Genomic DNA, 17119 nt, shown 5'->3' on the forward strand with positions numbered 1-17119 from the left:
ATGCGCCCAATGTGAGCAACCGCACTGCGGCCCACAATTTAGGTCCAGCCGGTCGCGGCCAGGAGGCGCTGCTCAAACATGGGGATCATCGTTTCCACATAGGTGCGGGTGAGGTGGTTGTCGTCCTTATAGACGTACACATTTCCCACCACCCCGGGGCAGATGCCGCGGGCGCAGATGAAGTCGCTCAGGTCCATCAGGTGCAGGCCCTCCACTTTGCCCCGGTAGCCCTCCAGCGGGGACGGTTCCGCCAGGGACTCCTCCACGGGCACGCTGCACTCGTGGGCGTCCGCGCCGTTCCGCTGGACACATTCGGGCATGTTGAACGTGAACCGCGGATTGTCCCTGATCCCCACGATCTCGATTCCCGCGTCAGCGAAAGGCCTGACGCCGTCCAGGTAGCCGGGCACCTCGGTCTCGAACGGTGCTTCCTCATGCGTCAACGAGGCCACCGTGAACACGGCATCCGGACGGTGTTCCAGGACGTATTCGGTGCTGGCCTGGTTGTAGGCGTTGCATTCGGCGTTCCGGGTTCCGGATTCGGCCCCGAAGCGGCAGGCCGGCATCAGCAGCGTCACCAGTTCCCAGCCGCGTGCGGCCGCGATGGGTGCGAGGGCGCCCAGGTACTGCTGTGAGTGCGAATCACCCAGGACCACAATGCGCTTGGTGACTTCCCCTTCAGGCACTTCCTGCCGGCAGCCCTCCAGGATGGGGTTGCCGGTGGCATTGGCCCCGATGCAGGGAGCCTGGATGCCGGCCCAGTCATTGTCCAGCGCGGCGGGGCCCGGAATGATCCTGGCGGCGGGGGCGGGTGCCGCCGCGTTCTCCGGGCTCAGCGCCGCAGCCCCGGGCGTGAGCTCCCGCGGCTGTGCCGCCGTCGCGCTTTCCTCCGCGGTGAGCGTGGTCTGCCAGACCGCCACGGGACCTGCCAACAGCGCGCCGCAGGCAACAATCACGACGGCGGTGCGCCAGGCCCGGAGCTTGGGCCAGTGCCAGTCCCGGAGCGGCTTTTCCACGAAGCGCGTGGTGAGGACGGCCAGGACCACGGAGGCGCCGACAATGGCCAGGCCCTGGCCCAGGTTGGGCGCCTCCACGCCGGTAGCGGCGAGCGCCAACACCAGGACGGGCCAGTGCCACAGGTACAGGGCGTAGGAATTGTCCCCCAGTGCCACCAGTAATTTGCTGCTGAGGATCCTGTCCACGCCGTAGCGGCTGCCGGTCTGCCCGGCGGTGATGATGGCCGCGCCTGCCAGCGTAGGCCACAGCGCGACGTACCCGGGGAAGGAACGGTCCACCGTCAGCAGCAGGCCGCACGAAACCATGGCGGCGAGCCCGGCCCAGCCCAGCACTACGCGCAACGCCCGCCCGGGTTTGAGGCAGGGCAGGGCGAGTGCCAGCAGGGAACCCAGCGCGAACTCCCAAAGGCGGGCACGGGTGTCGAAGTAGGCGTACGCCTGGTTGGTGGCGGTGTGCTCCACCGAGTAGGCAAGCGAAAAAACAAAGACGGCGCCGAGAACCACCGCCAGCAGTCCGCGGTATGTCACGCCCTGGCATGCCGGAGCCCGGCGCAGGAGCGCCAGGAGCCCCGCTGAGCCGGCGAAGATCAGCGGCCAGAGGATAAACACCTGGCCCTGGATGGAGAGTGACCAGAAGTGCTGGAGCGGGCTGGCACCGGCGTGGTCCTGTGCGTAGTAGTCAACTGCGGTGTCGGCGAGCAGCCAGTTCTGGCTGTACAGCAGCGAGGCCCAGGCCTGGTCGAGCACCTGTGGCCAGCGGCTCTGCGGCAGGATCAGCCATGTTCCGGCGAGGACGCCGAGGATCACCACGACGGCGGCCGGCAGCAGCCGCTTGAACAGGTGCAGCCAGTGCGCCGCGAGTCCGAACGGGCGCCCCGCGTCGGCTTTCCGTACGAACGACAGCGTGAGCAGGAAGGCGGAGATCAGCAGGAAAATATCCACGCCGCCGGATACCCGGCCCAGCCACACATGGTAGGCAACCACCATCAGCACGGCGAGCGCCCGGAGCCCCTGCACCTCGGGCCGGAAGGTGGGTTTCCGTTCCTTGGTGCTGGCTCCGGGCAGCGGGTTGGCTGCAGCCTCTGTTCTCGCTATCGACACAAATAGACCTCACTGGTGCACAGGCAAAACATCGATTCTACCCAAAGGGGGTATTTTTCCTGCCAGGTACCGCGCGTCGCGGCCTGCTCCCGGAAGCGTTGCAGATGCCGCGGCGTACAGGAATTCCTGTCCCAGGAAGAACAATCCCGGCACGTTGAGGGCCACTCCGCGGTGCTGCGGCGGCAGCGCGCCGCCGTCGAGCAGCTCCGGATCGATCCAGCTGAAGTCGTTCCGGAACCCGGTGCACCAGATGACGTTGGCGGTGTCCAGCCGGGTGCCGTCCGCAAGGACGGGCTTGCCGTCTTCCACGCCGGCGACCCGTGGCACCAGCCGGACGCCGGCCGCGGCCAGGTCCTTGGTCTTGGTCCTGATCAGGGGCGCGGCGTGTTCCTTGAAAGCAGGTGCTGCTTTGCGTCCCAGCGGCGTGTCGAGGTTGAGGACATGCAGGCCGAGGAAGCGGATCACGGGCAGGGCGAAGCGCGCGGCGGCCCTGCCGTGCTTGACCGGCAGTTCACCTCCGGGCTGGCCGGCAACTGTGGTGGGATGTGTCCGGCTCACTTCGAGGGCAATCTCCGCGCCCGAGTTTCCCAACCCCACCACCAGGACTGGGCCGTCCTGGAGCTGGCCGGGGTTCCGGTAGGCGGCGGAGTGGAGCTGGACCGTGGCAGGTGCCAGCTCCCCCGCGAAGGCGGGAACGTTGGGGGCCTGGCTGACTCCGGTGGCGACGACGGCGTTGCGCGCCTCCCAGCGCCGGCCGTCACGGGAGGCTGCGACGAAGTGGTCTCCTTCCCGCCACAGACGTTCCACCCGGATGCCGTGGAGTACGGGCAGGGCGTTCCGTTCGGCGTAGCCTTCCAGGTACCCGGCCACCTCATCCTTGGTGGGGAAGGACAGGGGGTCCGCAGGGAACGGCTCGCCCGGCAGTCCGTCATATTTTGCGGGGGTGAACAGCCGGAGGGAGTCCCAGCGCTGCCGCCATGCGTCGCCGGTGCGGCGGTTCGCGTCCAGGATGAGGAAATTCCGTTGTTGCTCCTTCAGGTGACGGGCCAGGGTGAGGCCTGCCTGGCCGCCGCCGATGATGATGGTGTCCAGCATGCCGGTCACGTTGCTGTTGTTCATGGCTTTGCTCCTGTTTCACTGGGAAGGGTGCCTGCGGCTGAGCCTTCGTGCTGTCCCGCTGCCTGTAATGCCCTGACGGTGTTGTCCGCTTTCCCGTACCGAAGCCACCAGGCCAGCATCAGCGCGGACGCTGCGAGGTAGGCGATGTGGAGGGCCCAGATGGGTCCTGCCGGAAGGTTGAAGACGTAGATGCAGTGCACGGCGTTGGCCACATTGCTCAGGACCAGGTTCCCCAGGCTGTAGGAAGCAAGGTCCCGCGTACGTGCGGCTTTCACCAGCATTGGCAGCATTCCCGCGGCGAACAGCACCGTGGAAAGCGTGCCGGCGAGGACTGGAAGGTTCATGCTTTGAGGCTACGAGCGGGACAGTGTGCCGCGCGTCGGCCAAACCATGCAACCTTTCCCCAGCTCTGGATGGGTAATTTTGTGCAGGCCCTCTCAGCCTGCGAGCCCGTGCTCGAAGGCATACCTGGTGGCCGCAGCCCTGGAGGAAAGGTCCAGTTTCAGGAAGATGTTGCTGATGTGCCTGGCAACGGTTTTCTCGCTCAGGAACAGTACAGCGGCAATGGCACGGTTCCCCTGCCCGGACGCCACGAGCCGAAGCACCTCCGCTTCCCGGGGCGTCAGCGGCCCTGCAGCTCCGGCGTCGTCCTTCCGCATGAGTGCTGCCGCCCATGTGGCGGCCGGGGCAGCTCCCAGCTCCAGGAACTCCGCGTGCGCGGCTTCAAACTCCATCCTGGCTGACGTTTCGTCCCCGAGGTCGCGGCAGGCCCGTCCGATCAGGACCCGGCAGCGCGCAGCCTCATAGGGCACACCGAGCCCAAGCCAGAGATGCCAGGCCTGACGCAGGGACTGTGCTGCACCACCGGGATCGTGTTCATCCAGCCGTACGGCGCCGTCCGCCTGGTTGGCGAGGGCCCGGATCATGGGCCGGGGGCACTCAAGGGCGAAGCCGGCCAGTTCGTCGGCCCCCTGCCGGGCCGCGGGCAGGTCAGGTACTGCCAGCTCAATGTCCACCAATGCGGGCAGCAGATGCCGGCGGGTGGCAATGTCGGCCAGCCCCGCGGACCTGCGGATCATTGTCTGGGCCTGCTTCGCATCACCGCGCGCAAGGGAAGCCAAGGCGAGTCCGGGCTGTGGTTCATAGCCGCTGCGCGCTGCCTGCATAAACGAAGCTTCCGCCGCATCGAGTTTCCCCGTGAGCCGCAGCACTTCACCCTGCTGGTAATGGCCCCCGTACCGGGCCTGCGGGTCGCCCTGGCCTGACCGTTCCTGGGCCGCCGCCGCTGCCTCAAGCGCTTCTTCCCAGGCTCCGTGCAGCCGGAAGAGCTCGGCCCGGTGAGCCTGGCATTGGCCGCTGAAGGCAACCATATCCGGGCGGTCGCGGCACCAGCGGTCAAGGGTGGCCGTCCATTGCAGGGCCCGCTCCAGGTCGAAGGCAACATGGCAGTTTCCAATCACGGCACAGTAGGCGATCCCCGAGGGGACCGGGGACAGTTCCCCCGCCGTGACCGCCACCATCACCTCGTCGAATAGCCGCAGCCCCTCTTCTGCGCGGCCAAGGGCCAAGGTGGCCTGGCCCGTACCGAGCAGGGCGAGAGCGGACAGGTCCCTGTCCTGGAACCGCTGGCCGATGTCGGCAGCCTGGGAAAACAGCCGGAGGGCTCCCTCCGGATCGCCGCCGTACAGCTTTCCCAGGCACTCCGGGATGAGCAGGAAACCCTGCACCGGGTCAGGTTCCGCAAGTTCAGCTGCCAGCCTCTGGCCCCGCGCCAGCCACCCTCCGGCGCGCGCACCCTCGCCGAGATGAGTCAGGTGCATGGCCATCCAGGCAGCGCACCGGGCAGCGCCGGGGATATCGCCGATCACCAGGTATTCTTCGTGGGCGCGGGTGAGGGAGTCCAGGCCGGCGGCCGCGTTTCCGGTCAGGATTTCCGCCGTTGCGAGGCGTTCAAGGTCCCCCGCCGGAAGTCCTCCGCGCCGGTCCGCATCCCGGAAGCTTTGGAAGGCATCGGTCCAGCGGTGCTCATGGAAAGCTGACCGGCCCTCGTCCAGGCCCGTCTCGGCTGTCACTTTGCCTCCTTTCGGAGTACTTAGCGCCACCGTACGCTTGCCGGACACCTGGGACAAGCAGCCATCCGGCTACGGGCGGAGCAGTCCCCGCAGCGTCTGGATGGTGTCGGCCTCCGCGGCGGTCTTATCGTCCCGGTAGCGCTTGACGCGCGCGAAGCGGAGGGCGATTCCCCCTGGATAACGCGGGGACTGCTGCACGCCGTCGATTGCTATCTCCACCACCGTGACGGGCTCAACCCAGACCGTGCCCGCCGTGCGGCGCACCTCAAGTTCCTGGAACCGCGCGGTCTGCCATTCCAGCAATGCGTCCGTGAGGCCCTTGAAGGTCTTGCCCACCATCACGTAACCGCCCGGCGGGCCGAACTCGCCGGCGGGGTCCAGGGCGCCGAGGTGCAGGTTGGAGAGCAGCCCGGTGCGCCGTCCGGACCCCCATTCACAAGCAAGCACCACCAGGTCGTAGGTAAGCACCGGCTTCACCTTGATCCAGTTGGAACCGCGCCGGCCGGCCGCGTAGGCAGATCCCACTGCCTTCACCATCACACCTTCATGGCCGGCTGCGAGCGCATCGCGGGACACACGTTCGGCAACAGCAGCGTCAGCCGTGATCTCGCCCGGAATGCGATGGCCGGGAGCGACGCGTTCGAGCACGCCGACGCGTGTGGAGAGCGGCTCGTCCAGCAGGTCGCGCCCGTCGATGTGCAGGACGTCAAAGAACCAGGGATGCAGGAGGGTGGTGCGCGCTGCATCCGCCCCAAAACGGGACATGGTCTCCTGGAATGGCCGGGGCCCGCCATCCTCATCCAGGGCGAGGGTCTCGCCGTCGAGGATCACGTCACGCACCGGCAGTCCGCGCACCACTTCCACCACCTCCGGCAGCCGGTGGGTCACCTCGGCAAGGGTGCGCGTATAGATGCGCACCTCGTCCCCCACACGGTGCACCTGGATGCGCGCGCCGTCGAGCTTGTATTCGACCGAGGCTTCCCCCGTAACCTCCAGCGCGGCGCTGACGCTGGCCGCGGTGGAGGCGAGCATGGGCTGTACGGGACGGCCGACGACGAGGCCGACGGCGTCCAACTGGGCCGCCGTCCCCGTCATCGCCAGCAAGGCGGTTTCGCCCAGATCCCCCGACAGCATGGCCGCGCGGCGTACGGCGTCGCCGGGCCGCCCGGCGGCGCGCGCCACCGCATCTGTCAATACTCCTTCCAGCGCCCCGGTCCGAAGTTCTCCCAGCAGCACGCCGGCGATGAATGCCTGCTCGCGTTCGGTGGCTGCCGCGGTCAGCGTCCGCAGGGTTGCGGCGCGCTCCGCTGCGGAGCCGGCACCGGCAGTGGCCAGCAGCCGGTCCAGCGCGGCGTCAAGGTCGGCCACGGTAAGGGCGGGCTCGGCTGCTGGCTCCCCCATGGCTGCCGACATGCCGCGCCACCCGATTCCTACGCGGCCCTGGCGCGGTTTGGCCATCAACAAGCCCACCGTCGTCGCAATCTCCGCGGGCTCCAGCCGGCGCAGCAGGTCCGCCAGTGCTTCCACCTTGGCGAGCCGGGAACGGGTGGACGCGACGGCATCCGAGGTCTTCACAAGCTCGTCGAGCAGCATGGGTTCAGTCTGCCACGCGGCTCTGGACAGGGCGTGAACGCTGCCCCAGACTTGACGCGTGGGAATCATCGTCGCGAACCTGTTCCTTACCCTTGACGGCGTGTACCAGGCGCCCGGCGGCCGCGAGGAGGACACGGAGGGCAACTTCGCCTTCGGTGGCTGGCAGGCGCCCGTGTCCGATGACGAGGCCGGCGCGGCCATTGGCGAGGAGATCGCCAAGATTGATGCCCTGCTCCTCGGCCGGAGGACCTATGACATCTTCGCATCGTACTGGCCCCACCAGTCTGACGAAATCGGCGGCACTCTCAACCGGGTGCCCAAGTTCGTTGTGTCCCACAGCCTCGCCTCTCCTGGCTGGGCCGGTACCACTGTCCTGCCGGATGCCACGGCAGCAGGCAAACTCCGCGAAAAGTATGACCAGGTGCATATGTTCGGCAGCGGCGTCCTCATCCGTTCACTGCTCGCAGCCAACGTGCTGGACCGGCTCCACCTCTGGCTCTATCCGGTGACCCTGGGGCAGGGCAAACGCGTGTTCGACGCCGGGACCATCCCCGCCTCCTTCCGCCTCGCCGAGCCGGCACGCAGCTTCCCGAAAGGAGCGGTATCGCTGGTGTACGAGCGCGCGGGCGGCGTCGAAACACGGGAGATGGGCTGACCGTCTTGGCCAAGGTCATCGCGGCGATCACCACCTCAGTGGACGGCTTCATTACCGGCCCCGACGACGGGCCGGGGTACGGCCTGGGCAACGGCGGCGAACGGCTGCACTACTGGGTCATGGGCGGCCCCTGGACCTACGGCGGCGGACACGCCTTCGCGATGCACGGCCCCGACAAGGACTTTTACGAGGACCTCGTTGCCGGGTTGGGTGCCGGCATTGTGGGCCGCGGGATGTATGACGCTGCCGGAGCGTGGGGCGGGACCAACCCGTTCCCCGGCCCGCTGATGGTGCTCACCCACCGTGTGCAGGACCAGCCCCCCGCCGATTCCGGGTTCACCTTTGTGTCCGGGCTTGAGGATGCCCTTGCACTGGCCATTGCGGGGGCCGGAGGCAAAGACGTGTGGATCGGTGGCGGCGCGGACGTGATCCGGCAGGCGCTGGCTGCCAGGCGAGTGGACGAACTGGTGCTCTCCACGGCACCGGTGATTCTGGGCGCCGGCAAGCGCCTGTTCAACGGCTTCGAGCAGGACGTGGACCTCGAAATCATTAAGACCGTCAGCTCCACATTCGCCACGCACGTGCATTACGCCGTGAAAAAGTAGGGACCTGCCCGGGAGTGGCGCACAACGCGCCATCAGCTTTTGCAGCCTTCCATCCAACGCCCCATCAGCTTTTGCAGCCTTCCATCCGACGCGCCATCAGCTCCTGCGGCTTTTGACTCATCACTCCATCACTTACTGGGAAGGCAGACGGCGGTGCTTTCGCCGGCACTATGGCTTCGGCACCTTCGGTTCATCCCACAGGTGATGGGGCGTTACCCGATTTACTGCAGAACATGATGGAGGGTCCCACATGTGGGCCGAAGGCACAAAAAACCGGCCCAGCAGGTGCTGGACCGGTTTTTTGTTTGCAGTTTCCTGCCGCGGACGCGAAGGTCAGTGGCTGTGGCCTGCGTGCTCGTCTTCCTCGGCAGGCTTCTCCGCGACAAGGGTCTCGGTGGTGAGAACCAGGGCAGCGATGGAGGCTGCGTTGCGGAGGGCTGCGCGGGTGACCTTGACGGGGTCGATCACGCCGGCGGCGATCAGGTCCTCGTACTCGCCCGACTTGGCGTTGAAGCCGTTGTTGGTGTCGAGGTCGGCGACCTTGGCGGTGATGACGTAGCCATCAAAGCCGGCGTTCTGGGCGATCCAGCGCAGCGGCTGGACCAGCGCGCGGCGGACGATGCCCACGGCAGCGGCGGCGTCGCCTTCGAGTGCCTTGACGGCAGGGTCCTCATCCAGTGCCTTGAGGGCGTGGATCAGGGCAGAGCCGCCACCGGCCACGATGCCTTCTTCGAGGGCAGCGCGGGTGGAGGAAACGGCGTCCTCGATGCGGTGCTTCTTTTCCTTCAGCTCAACCTCGGTGGCTGCGCCAACCTTGATCACGCCGATGCCGCCGGCCAGCTTGGCCAGGCGCTCCTGGAGCTTTTCCTTGTCCCAGTCGGAGTCGGTGCGGGTCAACTCGGCGCGCAGCTGTGCCACACGGGCTGCCACGTCCTCAGTCGAACCGGCCCCGTCAACGATGGTGGTGTTGTCCTTGGTGACCGTGATGCGGCGGGCGGTACCCAGCACCTCGAGGCCAACGGTGTCCAGGCTCAGGCCCAGCTCCGGGGACACAACCTGCGCACCGGTGAGGGTGGCGATGTCCTGCAGCATGGCCTTGCGGCGGTCGCCGAAGCCCGGTGCCTTGACGGCAACCACGTTCAGGGTGCCGCGGATGCGGTTGACGATCAGCGTGGACAGGGCCTCGCCGTCAACGTCTTCAGCAATGATGAACAGCGGCTTGCCGGCCTGAAGGGCCTTCTCCAGCAGCGGCAGGAATTCCTGCAGCGAGGAGATCTTGCCCTGGTTGATCAGGATGAGGGCGTCCTCGAGGACGGCTTCCTGGCGGTCCGCATCCGTGATGAAGTACGGGGACAGGTAGCCCTTATCGAACTGCATGCCCTCGGTGAGGACCAGTTCGGTCTGGGTGGTGGAGGATTCCTCGATGGTGATCACACCATCCTTGCCAACCTTGCCGAAGGCCTCGGCCAGGAGCTCGCCAACTTCGTCGCTCTGGGCGGAGATGGCTGCAACGCTGGCCACCTGGGTGCCTTCGACGGGGCGGGCGTTCTCCAGCAGGCGGGCGGCAACGGCTTCCACGGAAACCTCGATGCCGCGCTTGATCTGGCCGGGAGCGGCGCCTGCCGCTACGTTGCGCAGGCCTTCCTTGACCAGGGCCTGGGCCAGGACCGTTGCGGTGGTGGTGCCGTCGCCGGCAACATCGTTGGTCTTGGTGGCAACTTCCTTGGCCAGCTGTGCGCCAAGGTTCTCGTAGGGGTCATCCAGTTCGACTTCGCGGGCAATGGTGACGCCGTCGTTCGTGATGGTGGGCGCGCCCCACTTCTTGTCCAGGACGACGTTGCGGCCGCGCGGGCCCAGCGTCACCTTGACGGTGTTGGCGAGCTTATCAATGCCGGCTTCAAGAGACCGGCGGGCAGCGTCGTTAAACGCAAGCTGCTTTGCCATGGTTCAGTCCTTTCAAGACAGAACCCCGCGCAGCTGACCAGCAGAAGGCATGACCAGCGGCACGGGGATCCGAGAGAGTTACTTTACGACGATCGCCAGGACGTCGCGGGCGGACAGCACGAGGTATTCGGTGCCGCTGTGCTTGACTTCGGTTCCGCCGTACTTGGAGTAGATAACGACGTCGCCCTCGGCAACGTCCAGCGGGACGCGGTTGCCGTTGTCGTCAAAGCGGCCGGGGCCTACTGCAACAACTTCGCCTTCCTGGGGCTTCTCCTGCGCGGAGTCCGGGATGACCAGGCCGGAAGCCGTGGTTTGCTCGGCTTCGAGCGGGCGGACAACAATACGATCCTCAAGAGGCTTAATAGAGACCGACACTCGGACCTCTCCTTTTCGTCAGCAAATTCGTGGACTGGAAAGCTTTCCCGCCCTGGCTGGCAAACCGTCGTCGCGGTGCCGGCAGCAGCCTGGCTGGCAGCTCTTCATGTGTTAGCACCCTCCTAGGGAGAGTGCTAATGAAGACTCTATGTAAGGGTTAGCACTCGGTCAAGGCGAGTGCCAGAGTTTCGTCATGCGCGAACTCTTCCTGTGTACATTTGACCGGTGCGCGCCGCTGTATACCTGATCCTTGCCACCCTCTTCTGGGCCGGAAATTTCGTCGTCGGCCAAGCCGCCATGCAGACCATGCAGCCGCTGCAGCTGACGTACTGGCGGTGGACCCTGGCAGCGGTGCCGCTCCTGGTCATCGCCCATACGGTGGAACGCCCGGACTGGCGGAACGTCCTGCGCCGCTGGCCCGTCCTGCTGCTCCTGAGCTCCTTGGGCATGAGCGCCTACACACTGCTGCTTTACAGCGCGTTGGGCCACACCTCAGCCTTGAATGCCTCGCTGGTGACGGCCGCCAACCCTGCGCTGATCGTGGTACTGGCCGTGGTCCTTCTCGGCGACAGGCCCCGGCCGCTGGGCTGGCTGGGGATCGGCCTTGGCCTGGCGGGCGTCCTGCTGGTCCTCACGGGCGGGGACATCCACCGGCTGCTGACATTCTCCATCAACACCGGCGAACTGCTGATCCTCGCGGCCATCACGGTGTGGGGCCTGTACACGATCCTTGCGCGAAGAGTGGACATCCCCGCCATCACGTCCACCGCTGTCCAGGTGGCGATGGCCGCCGTCGTCCTCAGCCCTGTGGCCCTCGCCACCGGCGCGGGCCTGCCCGGAACGGCCGCCGAGGGCTGGTCCCTTGCCTACATTGCCCTGTTTCCGTCGCTGTGTTCCTACCTGTTGTGGAACCTGGCCCTGAAGCGGACCACGGCAGCGAACGCGGGCAACTACCTGAACCTCATCGCCGTCTTCACCGCCCTTATTACCATCGCCTTGGGCCAGCCCATCACCTTTCCGCAGGTTGCGGGCGGCCTGTTGGTGATTTCCGGGGTCCTGCTGACCAGCGCCGGCCGGCCTCAGCGCCCGAGGTCGTCGAAGTCAACGTCCTCTCCGCCATCGCCCCCGGCGGAATTCCGCGCCCGGTAAAGGAGCGCCCCTGCGGCGGCCGCAGCCAGCAGTGCGGCCACCAGCACGGCGATGCTTCCGGCGCGGGCGCCGTCGTACAGTCCGCGGATGTCCCGCGCTTCCTGCGTATCACCGGAGATATCATTGCCGCCCACCGAGTAGACGGTGGCGTTGAACGTATCCAGGAAGAAGATCACCACCAGGAGCCCGATGCACACGACCGCCACCAAGGCACTGGTAATCAGCGCAGTGCGGGCAAATCTGGCGAGCCCCTTGTCCTTGGCTGGTTCATCGGACTGCCGGGGGCCTGCGCTCTCTTCCATGGTTTCAACACTATCGGCATCCCGCCGGGACCTCCTCCACTAGGCTGGAACCCATGCCTCACGCTCCCCAGGACCAGATCGCGCCGTTGCTCACTCCCGAAGGCTGGGACTTGCTGGCATCCCTGGGACCCTACCGGGAGGACACGTCCTTCGAGCTCAACTCCGCGCTGCGGAAGGCCGGGCACTCCCCCGAATTGGTGTCCGCCGTCCTGACCCAGTCCAGGCTCCGCACCAAGGCCGAAGCGAAGTTCGGCGAATTTGCCCGCCGGATGCTGTTCACCCAGGCCGGGCTGGAGCAGGCCACGCGGCTCAACGTTGCGGCACGGCACGCCCAGCGGTTTGCCGAAGCAGGCATCAGCCACGTGGCGGACCTCGGATGCGGCCTCGCTGCCGACTCCCTGGCGCTGGCATCGCTGGACATTAACGTCACCGCTGTAGAGATGGATGAGACGACGGCGGCCTGCGCCACGGTGAACCTGATCCCCTTTTCCAATGCCACGGTGGTCCACGCGGACGCCATGTCCGTTCCGCTGGACGGGATCGACGGCGTGTGGCTGGATCCGGCCCGCCGGGTCACCTCCACGTCCGGCACCAAACGCATCTGGGACCCCGAGGCCTTTTCGCCGCCGCTGTCTTTTGCCGAGTCGCTGGCGGCGTCCGGCAAAGCGGTCGGGGTCAAGATGGGGCCGGGCATGCCGCATGACTCGGTACCCGCCGAGTGCGAAGCGCAATGGGTTTCCGTGGCCGGGGACGTGACCGAAGTGGCACTGTGGTTCAACGCCGTGCGCAGGCCCGGAATCCGCAGGGCTGCCCTGGTCCTGGGCGTCGCGGGCGCCGCAGAGCTGACCAGCGGCGAGGACTTCGGCGCCGGTCCGGCCGCCCCGCTGGGTCCGGTAGAAGGCTACCTGTACGAACCTGACGGCGCGGTGATCCGCGCAGGGTTGGTGGCCGACGTCGCCCTTCGACTGGGCGGGCACCTGGTGGACGAACACATCGCCTACATCTGCGCCCCGGAACTCGTGGACACACCCTTTGCCCGGGCCTACAAAGTCCTGGACGTGATGCCCTACAACGTCAAGGCGCTCAAAGCCTGGGTGAAGGCGGAGGGCATTGGTGTGCTGGACATCAAGAAGCGCGGCACCGCCGTCACCCCCGAGGAACTGCGCAGGCAACTGCTCCCGGGCGGGAAGGCGGCCGGCAAAAGGGCCGGCACCAAAACGGCCACCCTGGTCCTGACCCGCATCGGGGAGGACCGGGTGGCCATCGTGGTGGAGCCGGTCTAAGCCGCTGCTTCGGGCGCCCGCCGCTACTGGGCGCGCATGAACTCCTCGGCCGCCCGCACCTGCTCCGCGCTGGGCCGGACACCGGTGTACAGCACGAACTGTTCCAGTGCCTGGATGGTGGCCACTTCCGCTCCGGTGATCACGGGCTTGCCGGCGGCCCGTGCCGCCTTGATCAGCGGGGTTTCGGCCGGCAGGGCCACCACGTCGAAGACCACGCGGGCGGCGTCGATGGTTTCCTGCGGGAAGGCCACGGTGTCTGCGTCGGCGCCGGCCATGCCCAGCGGTGTCACGTTGATGATCAGGTCCGCCGTCCCGCCGTCGAGCTCCGGACGCCACTGGAAGCCGTACTGTTCCGCGAGCGCCCGGCCGGTGGTTTCGTTCCTCGCCAGGACGGTGACGTCGGTGAACCCGGCGTCCCGCAGCGCTGCGACGGTCGCTTTGGCCATCCCTCCGGCCCCGTGCACCAGCACGGAGTAGCTGGAGGGGACCTCGTTGGACGCGAGGAGCTGTTCGATCGCGGTGTAGTCGGTGTTGTAGGCCACCAGGTGCCCGTGGGTGTTCACGATGGTGTTCACCGAGTCGATCGCCTTGGCCGAAGGGTCCATCTCGTCAACGAGGGAGATCACGTCCTCCTTATACGGCATGGAGATGGCGCACCCGCGGATGCCCAGCCCGCGGACGCCGGCGATGGCCTGCTCGAGGTTGGTGGGAGCGAACGCCTTGTAGATCCAGTTCAGGTCCAGCTGCTCATAGAGGTGGTTGTGGAACCGGGTCCCGTTGTTGCTGGGCCGGGCCGAGAGCGAGATGCAGAGGGTCATGTCTTTATTCAGAATGGGCACCTGACCATTAAACGCGGTCCTACCCAACTTGGTAGCCAGGTTTAGTTGGGCCTAGGGGCAGCCGGTGCCCGCCGGGTAGCTTCCGACGGCGGCGGGCAGCTTTCCGGGGGCGGTGGCCGTGCCGGCGAGGACGGCAGCGAGGGCGTCGAAAGCGGCCGGGCTGCGGCCGTAGAGGGCCAGCTTGACGGGAGCGGGGCTGTCCTGCAGCGGCCAGGGCGCGTCCAGGGCGACGGCGATGTCCCCTCCGGCGGGGCGGCCGCCGTACCCGATGAGGCTGACCACGGGCCCGGAACCGACCGCGAGTCCGGCGCGGGAAGCAGCAGCGGCGAACCGTTCCCTGTCCGCCGGGCTGCCGCCAGTCACCTGCACGGCACCGGGTGTCAGGGCCCCCGAGCAGGGACCGGCAACAACTGTCACGGCGGCGGCCGAAACCTTGGCGGCGAGCGCCGCGCCGCTCCCGGCCGGGGCGCCTGCCGCTGTACCCGTCCCGGCTGCCGTCCGGGCGTGCCAAGTCATCATGGTTGCCACCCGCACCGCGGCTTCATCGAGCCGCGCGGCCTGGAGGGTACCTGAGGCCACTGCATCGACAATGGCGGCATGGGCCAGCTGGACGTCCGCGGGCATTAGGAGGAGGTCACTTCCCGCCGCCAGGGCTTTTACCGCGGCGGAACCCGCCGGGTACTGCTTGCTCACCGCCCCCATGTTGAGGGCGTCCGTCACGGCCACGCCGTTGAAACCGAGGCCCCGCAAAGCGGTATACGCGGGGGCGGAGAGCGACGCCGGTACCCCGGGTTCCAGCGCAGGCACGGCTATGTGGCCCATCATCACCATGGGCGCGCTGGCCGCGATGGCGGCCTGGAAGGGCTTCCAGTCCCGGGCCTGGAGTTGCGCTACGGTGGCAGGCTGCGAAGGAAGGTTCTGGTGAGAATCAGCGGTAACGGATCCGTGCCCGGGAAAATGCTTCACGGCAGGCAGGACGCCCGTGGCCAGCATGCCTTGGGAGAACGCCACACTGAGGCCTGCGACAGCGCCAGGATCACCGGACATGGAGCGGGCCCCGATGGCCGGATCCGCCGGGCCGATCGTGACGTCAGCATCGGGCGCGAAATCCGTATTGAAGCCCAACGGCACCAGCTCGCCGGCCAGCCCCTGCCCGGCTTCCCTCGCCAGGGGACCGCTGCCTGCGGCACCGTAGCTCATGGGAGCCGGCCATTCTGTCAGCGGTGCCCCCAGCCGCGCCACCATACCGCCTTCCTGGTCCACGCCGATCATCCCGGGCCAGGGCCTGCCATCCGCCCGGGCAGCCTGGGCAAGCCGCTGGGTGGCGGCGGTCATGGCGGCAACGTCCACCTTTCCCTGCGGGTCCAGCGGGACGTTGTCCCCCATGATGATGGCCCCGGCGAGGTGGAGGCGTTCGACGACGGCGGCATGGGCGGCAGCGTCCGTGCCGGTGAAGAAGGGAAGCAGGACCTGCCCGGCCTTCTGTTCGAGGGACATCGCGGCCACCGCTGCGGCAGCTGCTTCCTGGTCGCGTTGCCGGGGGCCCCATCCCAGCGGCCGCAAGCCCGGGTCCGGCGTCGCGGAAGGTGACGGCGATGCACTGCCAGACGCCGGCGTCGTACGCGGTGAAGCGGAAGGTGCGGCGGGCGTGGCAGGCGCCTCCGCAGGGACAGGCGCCGGGCCGGCGGTACAGGACGCGAGAGCAACCGCAGCGGAGGCTGCGGCCAGAACGGGGAAGGATTTGTGAAAACTGTCACGCAGGTGTTGGAACAGGGCCATCATTACGATGCTACCCCTGCACTAGACTTGAACCACCCGTGCGCCCCGCCAGCAGCAGCTTGTCAGCGGCGTGCCCAGCGGCAACCCGGACAGTGAGGAAACGCGTGAAGATTGACTTCGCTTCATCGAGGCAATCAACCCTCGGTGTGGAATGGGAGCTTGCGCTGGTGGACGGCAGGACGGGTGAACTCGCCTCCGTGGCCAACGAGGTGCTCCGCGGAGTGGCTTCCCGGCACCCTGAACTCAACGAGGACGACGAACACCCCCACATCAAGCAGGAACTGCTGCTGAACACGGTGGAACTGGTCACCGGGATCTGCGAAACCGCCGCCGAAGCCAAGGAGGACCTCAACCGGTCCCTCGCGGCGGTGCGTGAAATCACCGATCCCATGGGTGTTGAGCTGTTCTGCGCGGGCAGCCATCCGTTCAGCCCGCCCCAGCTGCAGCCGGTCACGGACAAGGCCCGCTACGCCAAACTCATCGACCGCACCCAGTGGTGGGGCCGCCAGATGGTGATTTACGGCGTGCACGTGCATGTGGGGCTGGACCGCCGGGAGAAGGCGCTTCCCGTGCTGGACGGGCTGGTCAACTACTTCCCGCATTTCCAGGCACTCTCGGCGTCGAGCCCGTTCTGGGGCGGCGAAGATACCGGCTACGCCTCGCACCGGGCCCTGATGTTCCAGCAGCTGCCCACAGCCGGGCTGCCCTTCCAGTTCCGCTCCTGGGAGGAATACGAGTCCTATGTGCAGGACATGTTCACCACCGGAGTTATCGATACCTTGTCCGAAATCCGCTGGGACATCCGGCCCGTGCCGAACCTGGGCACCATCGAGATGCGCATCTGCGACGGCCTGGCCACGCTCGAGGAAGTCGGCGCCATCGCTGCCCTCACGCAGTGCCTGGTGGACGAGTTTTCCACCACGCTGGACAACGGCGGAACCATCCCCACCATGCCGCCCTGGCACATCCAGGAAAACAAGTGGCGGGCCGCCCGCTACGGCATGGACGCCATCATCATCCTGGACGCGGCGGGCAAGGAGCAGCTGGTCACGGAACACCTGCTGGAAACCCTGAACCGTCTTGAGCCGGTGGCCGCCAAGCTGGGCTGCCCCGATGAGCTGGCCGACGTCGAAAAGATCATCCGCCGCGGTGCCGGATACCAGCGCCAGCGCCGGGTGGCCGAGGAACACGGCGGGGACCTCCAGGCCGTGGTCCTGGACCTGGTGAAGCAGATGCGGAACGGCCCCACCGCCTGATTTCCCCCTGCGTTGCGCTATTTTCGCCTGC

The 17119-nt window shown here is 67.2% G+C and carries 15 protein-coding genes; 5 read left to right on the forward strand and 10 right to left on the reverse strand.

The window, feature by feature from the left end:
- Positions 1–38: 38 nt before the first annotated feature.
- From AC5RVY_RS00925 to AC5RVY_RS00945, 5 genes are all read right to left on the reverse strand, one after another.
- Positions 39–2117 carry an acyltransferase family protein gene (locus AC5RVY_RS00925; protein WP_493952844.1) on the reverse strand — a complete coding sequence of 693 codons (2079 nt, stop codon included), beginning with the start codon at positions 2115–2117 and terminating at the stop codon, positions 39–41.
- A 9-nt stretch (positions 2118–2126) separates the two neighbouring features.
- Positions 2127–3236, reverse strand: a complete 1110-nt coding sequence (locus tag AC5RVY_RS00930; RefSeq protein WP_493952845.1) for a flavin-containing monooxygenase — start codon at positions 3234–3236, stop codon at positions 2127–2129.
- Positions 3233–3580 carry a hypothetical protein gene (locus tag AC5RVY_RS00935; RefSeq protein WP_493952846.1) on the reverse strand — a complete coding sequence of 116 codons (348 nt, stop codon included), beginning with the start codon at positions 3578–3580 and terminating at the stop codon, positions 3233–3235. Before AC5RVY_RS00935 ends, AC5RVY_RS00930 begins: the two co-directional genes overlap by 4 nt.
- Positions 3581–3673: 93 nt before the next feature.
- On the reverse strand, positions 3674–5308 hold the full coding sequence (locus AC5RVY_RS00940) for a LuxR C-terminal-related transcriptional regulator (protein WP_493952847.1): 1635 nt from the start codon (positions 5306–5308) through the stop codon (positions 3674–3676).
- A gap of 69 nt (positions 5309–5377) precedes the next feature.
- Positions 5378–6901, reverse strand: a complete 1524-nt coding sequence (locus AC5RVY_RS00945) for an ATP-dependent DNA ligase (RefSeq protein WP_493952848.1) — start codon at positions 6899–6901, stop codon at positions 5378–5380.
- 58 nt (positions 6902–6959) lie between these two features.
- Between AC5RVY_RS00945 and AC5RVY_RS00950 the strand changes: the two genes are divergently transcribed.
- Positions 6960–7556, forward strand: a complete 597-nt coding sequence (locus AC5RVY_RS00950) for a dihydrofolate reductase family protein (protein WP_493952849.1) — start codon at positions 6960–6962, stop codon at positions 7554–7556.
- Between the two features lie 5 nt (positions 7557–7561).
- Positions 7562–8161 (forward strand): dihydrofolate reductase family protein, encoded by a 600-nt coding sequence (locus tag AC5RVY_RS00955; protein ID WP_493952850.1) that lies wholly within the window; start codon positions 7562–7564, stop codon positions 8159–8161.
- 333 nt (positions 8162–8494) lie between these two features.
- Here AC5RVY_RS00955 and groL read toward each other — a convergent pair whose 3' ends face one another.
- Complete coding sequence (gene groL / locus AC5RVY_RS00960) at positions 8495–10105, reverse strand: chaperonin GroEL (protein ID WP_493952851.1); 1611 nt, start codon at positions 10103–10105, stop codon at positions 8495–8497.
- Between the two features lie 78 nt (positions 10106–10183).
- Complete coding sequence (gene groES / locus AC5RVY_RS00965) at positions 10184–10480, reverse strand: co-chaperone GroES (protein WP_050054380.1); 297 nt, start codon at positions 10478–10480, stop codon at positions 10184–10186.
- A gap of 225 nt (positions 10481–10705) precedes the next feature.
- Between groES and AC5RVY_RS00970 the strand changes: the two genes are divergently transcribed.
- On the forward strand, positions 10706–11629 hold the full coding sequence (locus AC5RVY_RS00970; RefSeq protein ID WP_493952852.1) for a DMT family transporter: 924 nt from the start codon (positions 10706–10708) through the stop codon (positions 11627–11629).
- On the opposite strand, the gene AC5RVY_RS00975 is transcribed toward AC5RVY_RS00970, so the two are convergent.
- Entirely contained in the window at positions 11560–11931 is a 372-nt protein-coding gene (locus tag AC5RVY_RS00975) for a hypothetical protein (RefSeq protein ID WP_493952853.1), read from the reverse strand. The genes AC5RVY_RS00970 and AC5RVY_RS00975 overlap by 70 nt on opposite strands.
- A 53-nt stretch (positions 11932–11984) precedes the next feature.
- Between AC5RVY_RS00975 and AC5RVY_RS00980 the strand changes: the two genes are divergently transcribed.
- The gene (locus tag AC5RVY_RS00980) at positions 11985–13214 is read left to right on the forward strand and encodes a THUMP-like domain-containing protein (protein WP_493952854.1); all 1230 of its coding nucleotides are present in this window, start codon (positions 11985–11987) and stop codon (positions 13212–13214) included.
- Between the two features lie 23 nt (positions 13215–13237).
- On the opposite strand, the gene AC5RVY_RS00985 is transcribed toward AC5RVY_RS00980, so the two are convergent.
- Positions 13238–14053 (reverse strand): shikimate 5-dehydrogenase, encoded by an 816-nt coding sequence (locus AC5RVY_RS00985; RefSeq protein WP_493952855.1) that lies wholly within the window; start codon positions 14051–14053, stop codon positions 13238–13240.
- Between the two features lie 51 nt (positions 14054–14104).
- On the reverse strand, positions 14105–15550 hold the full coding sequence (locus AC5RVY_RS00990) for a glycoside hydrolase family 3 N-terminal domain-containing protein (RefSeq protein WP_493952856.1): 1446 nt from the start codon (positions 15548–15550) through the stop codon (positions 14105–14107).
- A 386-nt stretch (positions 15551–15936) separates the two neighbouring features.
- Between AC5RVY_RS00990 and AC5RVY_RS00995 the strand changes: the two genes are divergently transcribed.
- Positions 15937–17088: a glutamate--cysteine ligase gene (locus AC5RVY_RS00995; protein ID WP_493952857.1), complete on the forward strand. Its 1152-nt coding sequence runs from the start codon at positions 15937–15939 to the stop codon at positions 17086–17088.
- The last annotated feature ends 31 nt before the right edge of the window (positions 17089–17119 follow it).

The organism is Arthrobacter sp. Ha26 (assembly GCF_059091705.1).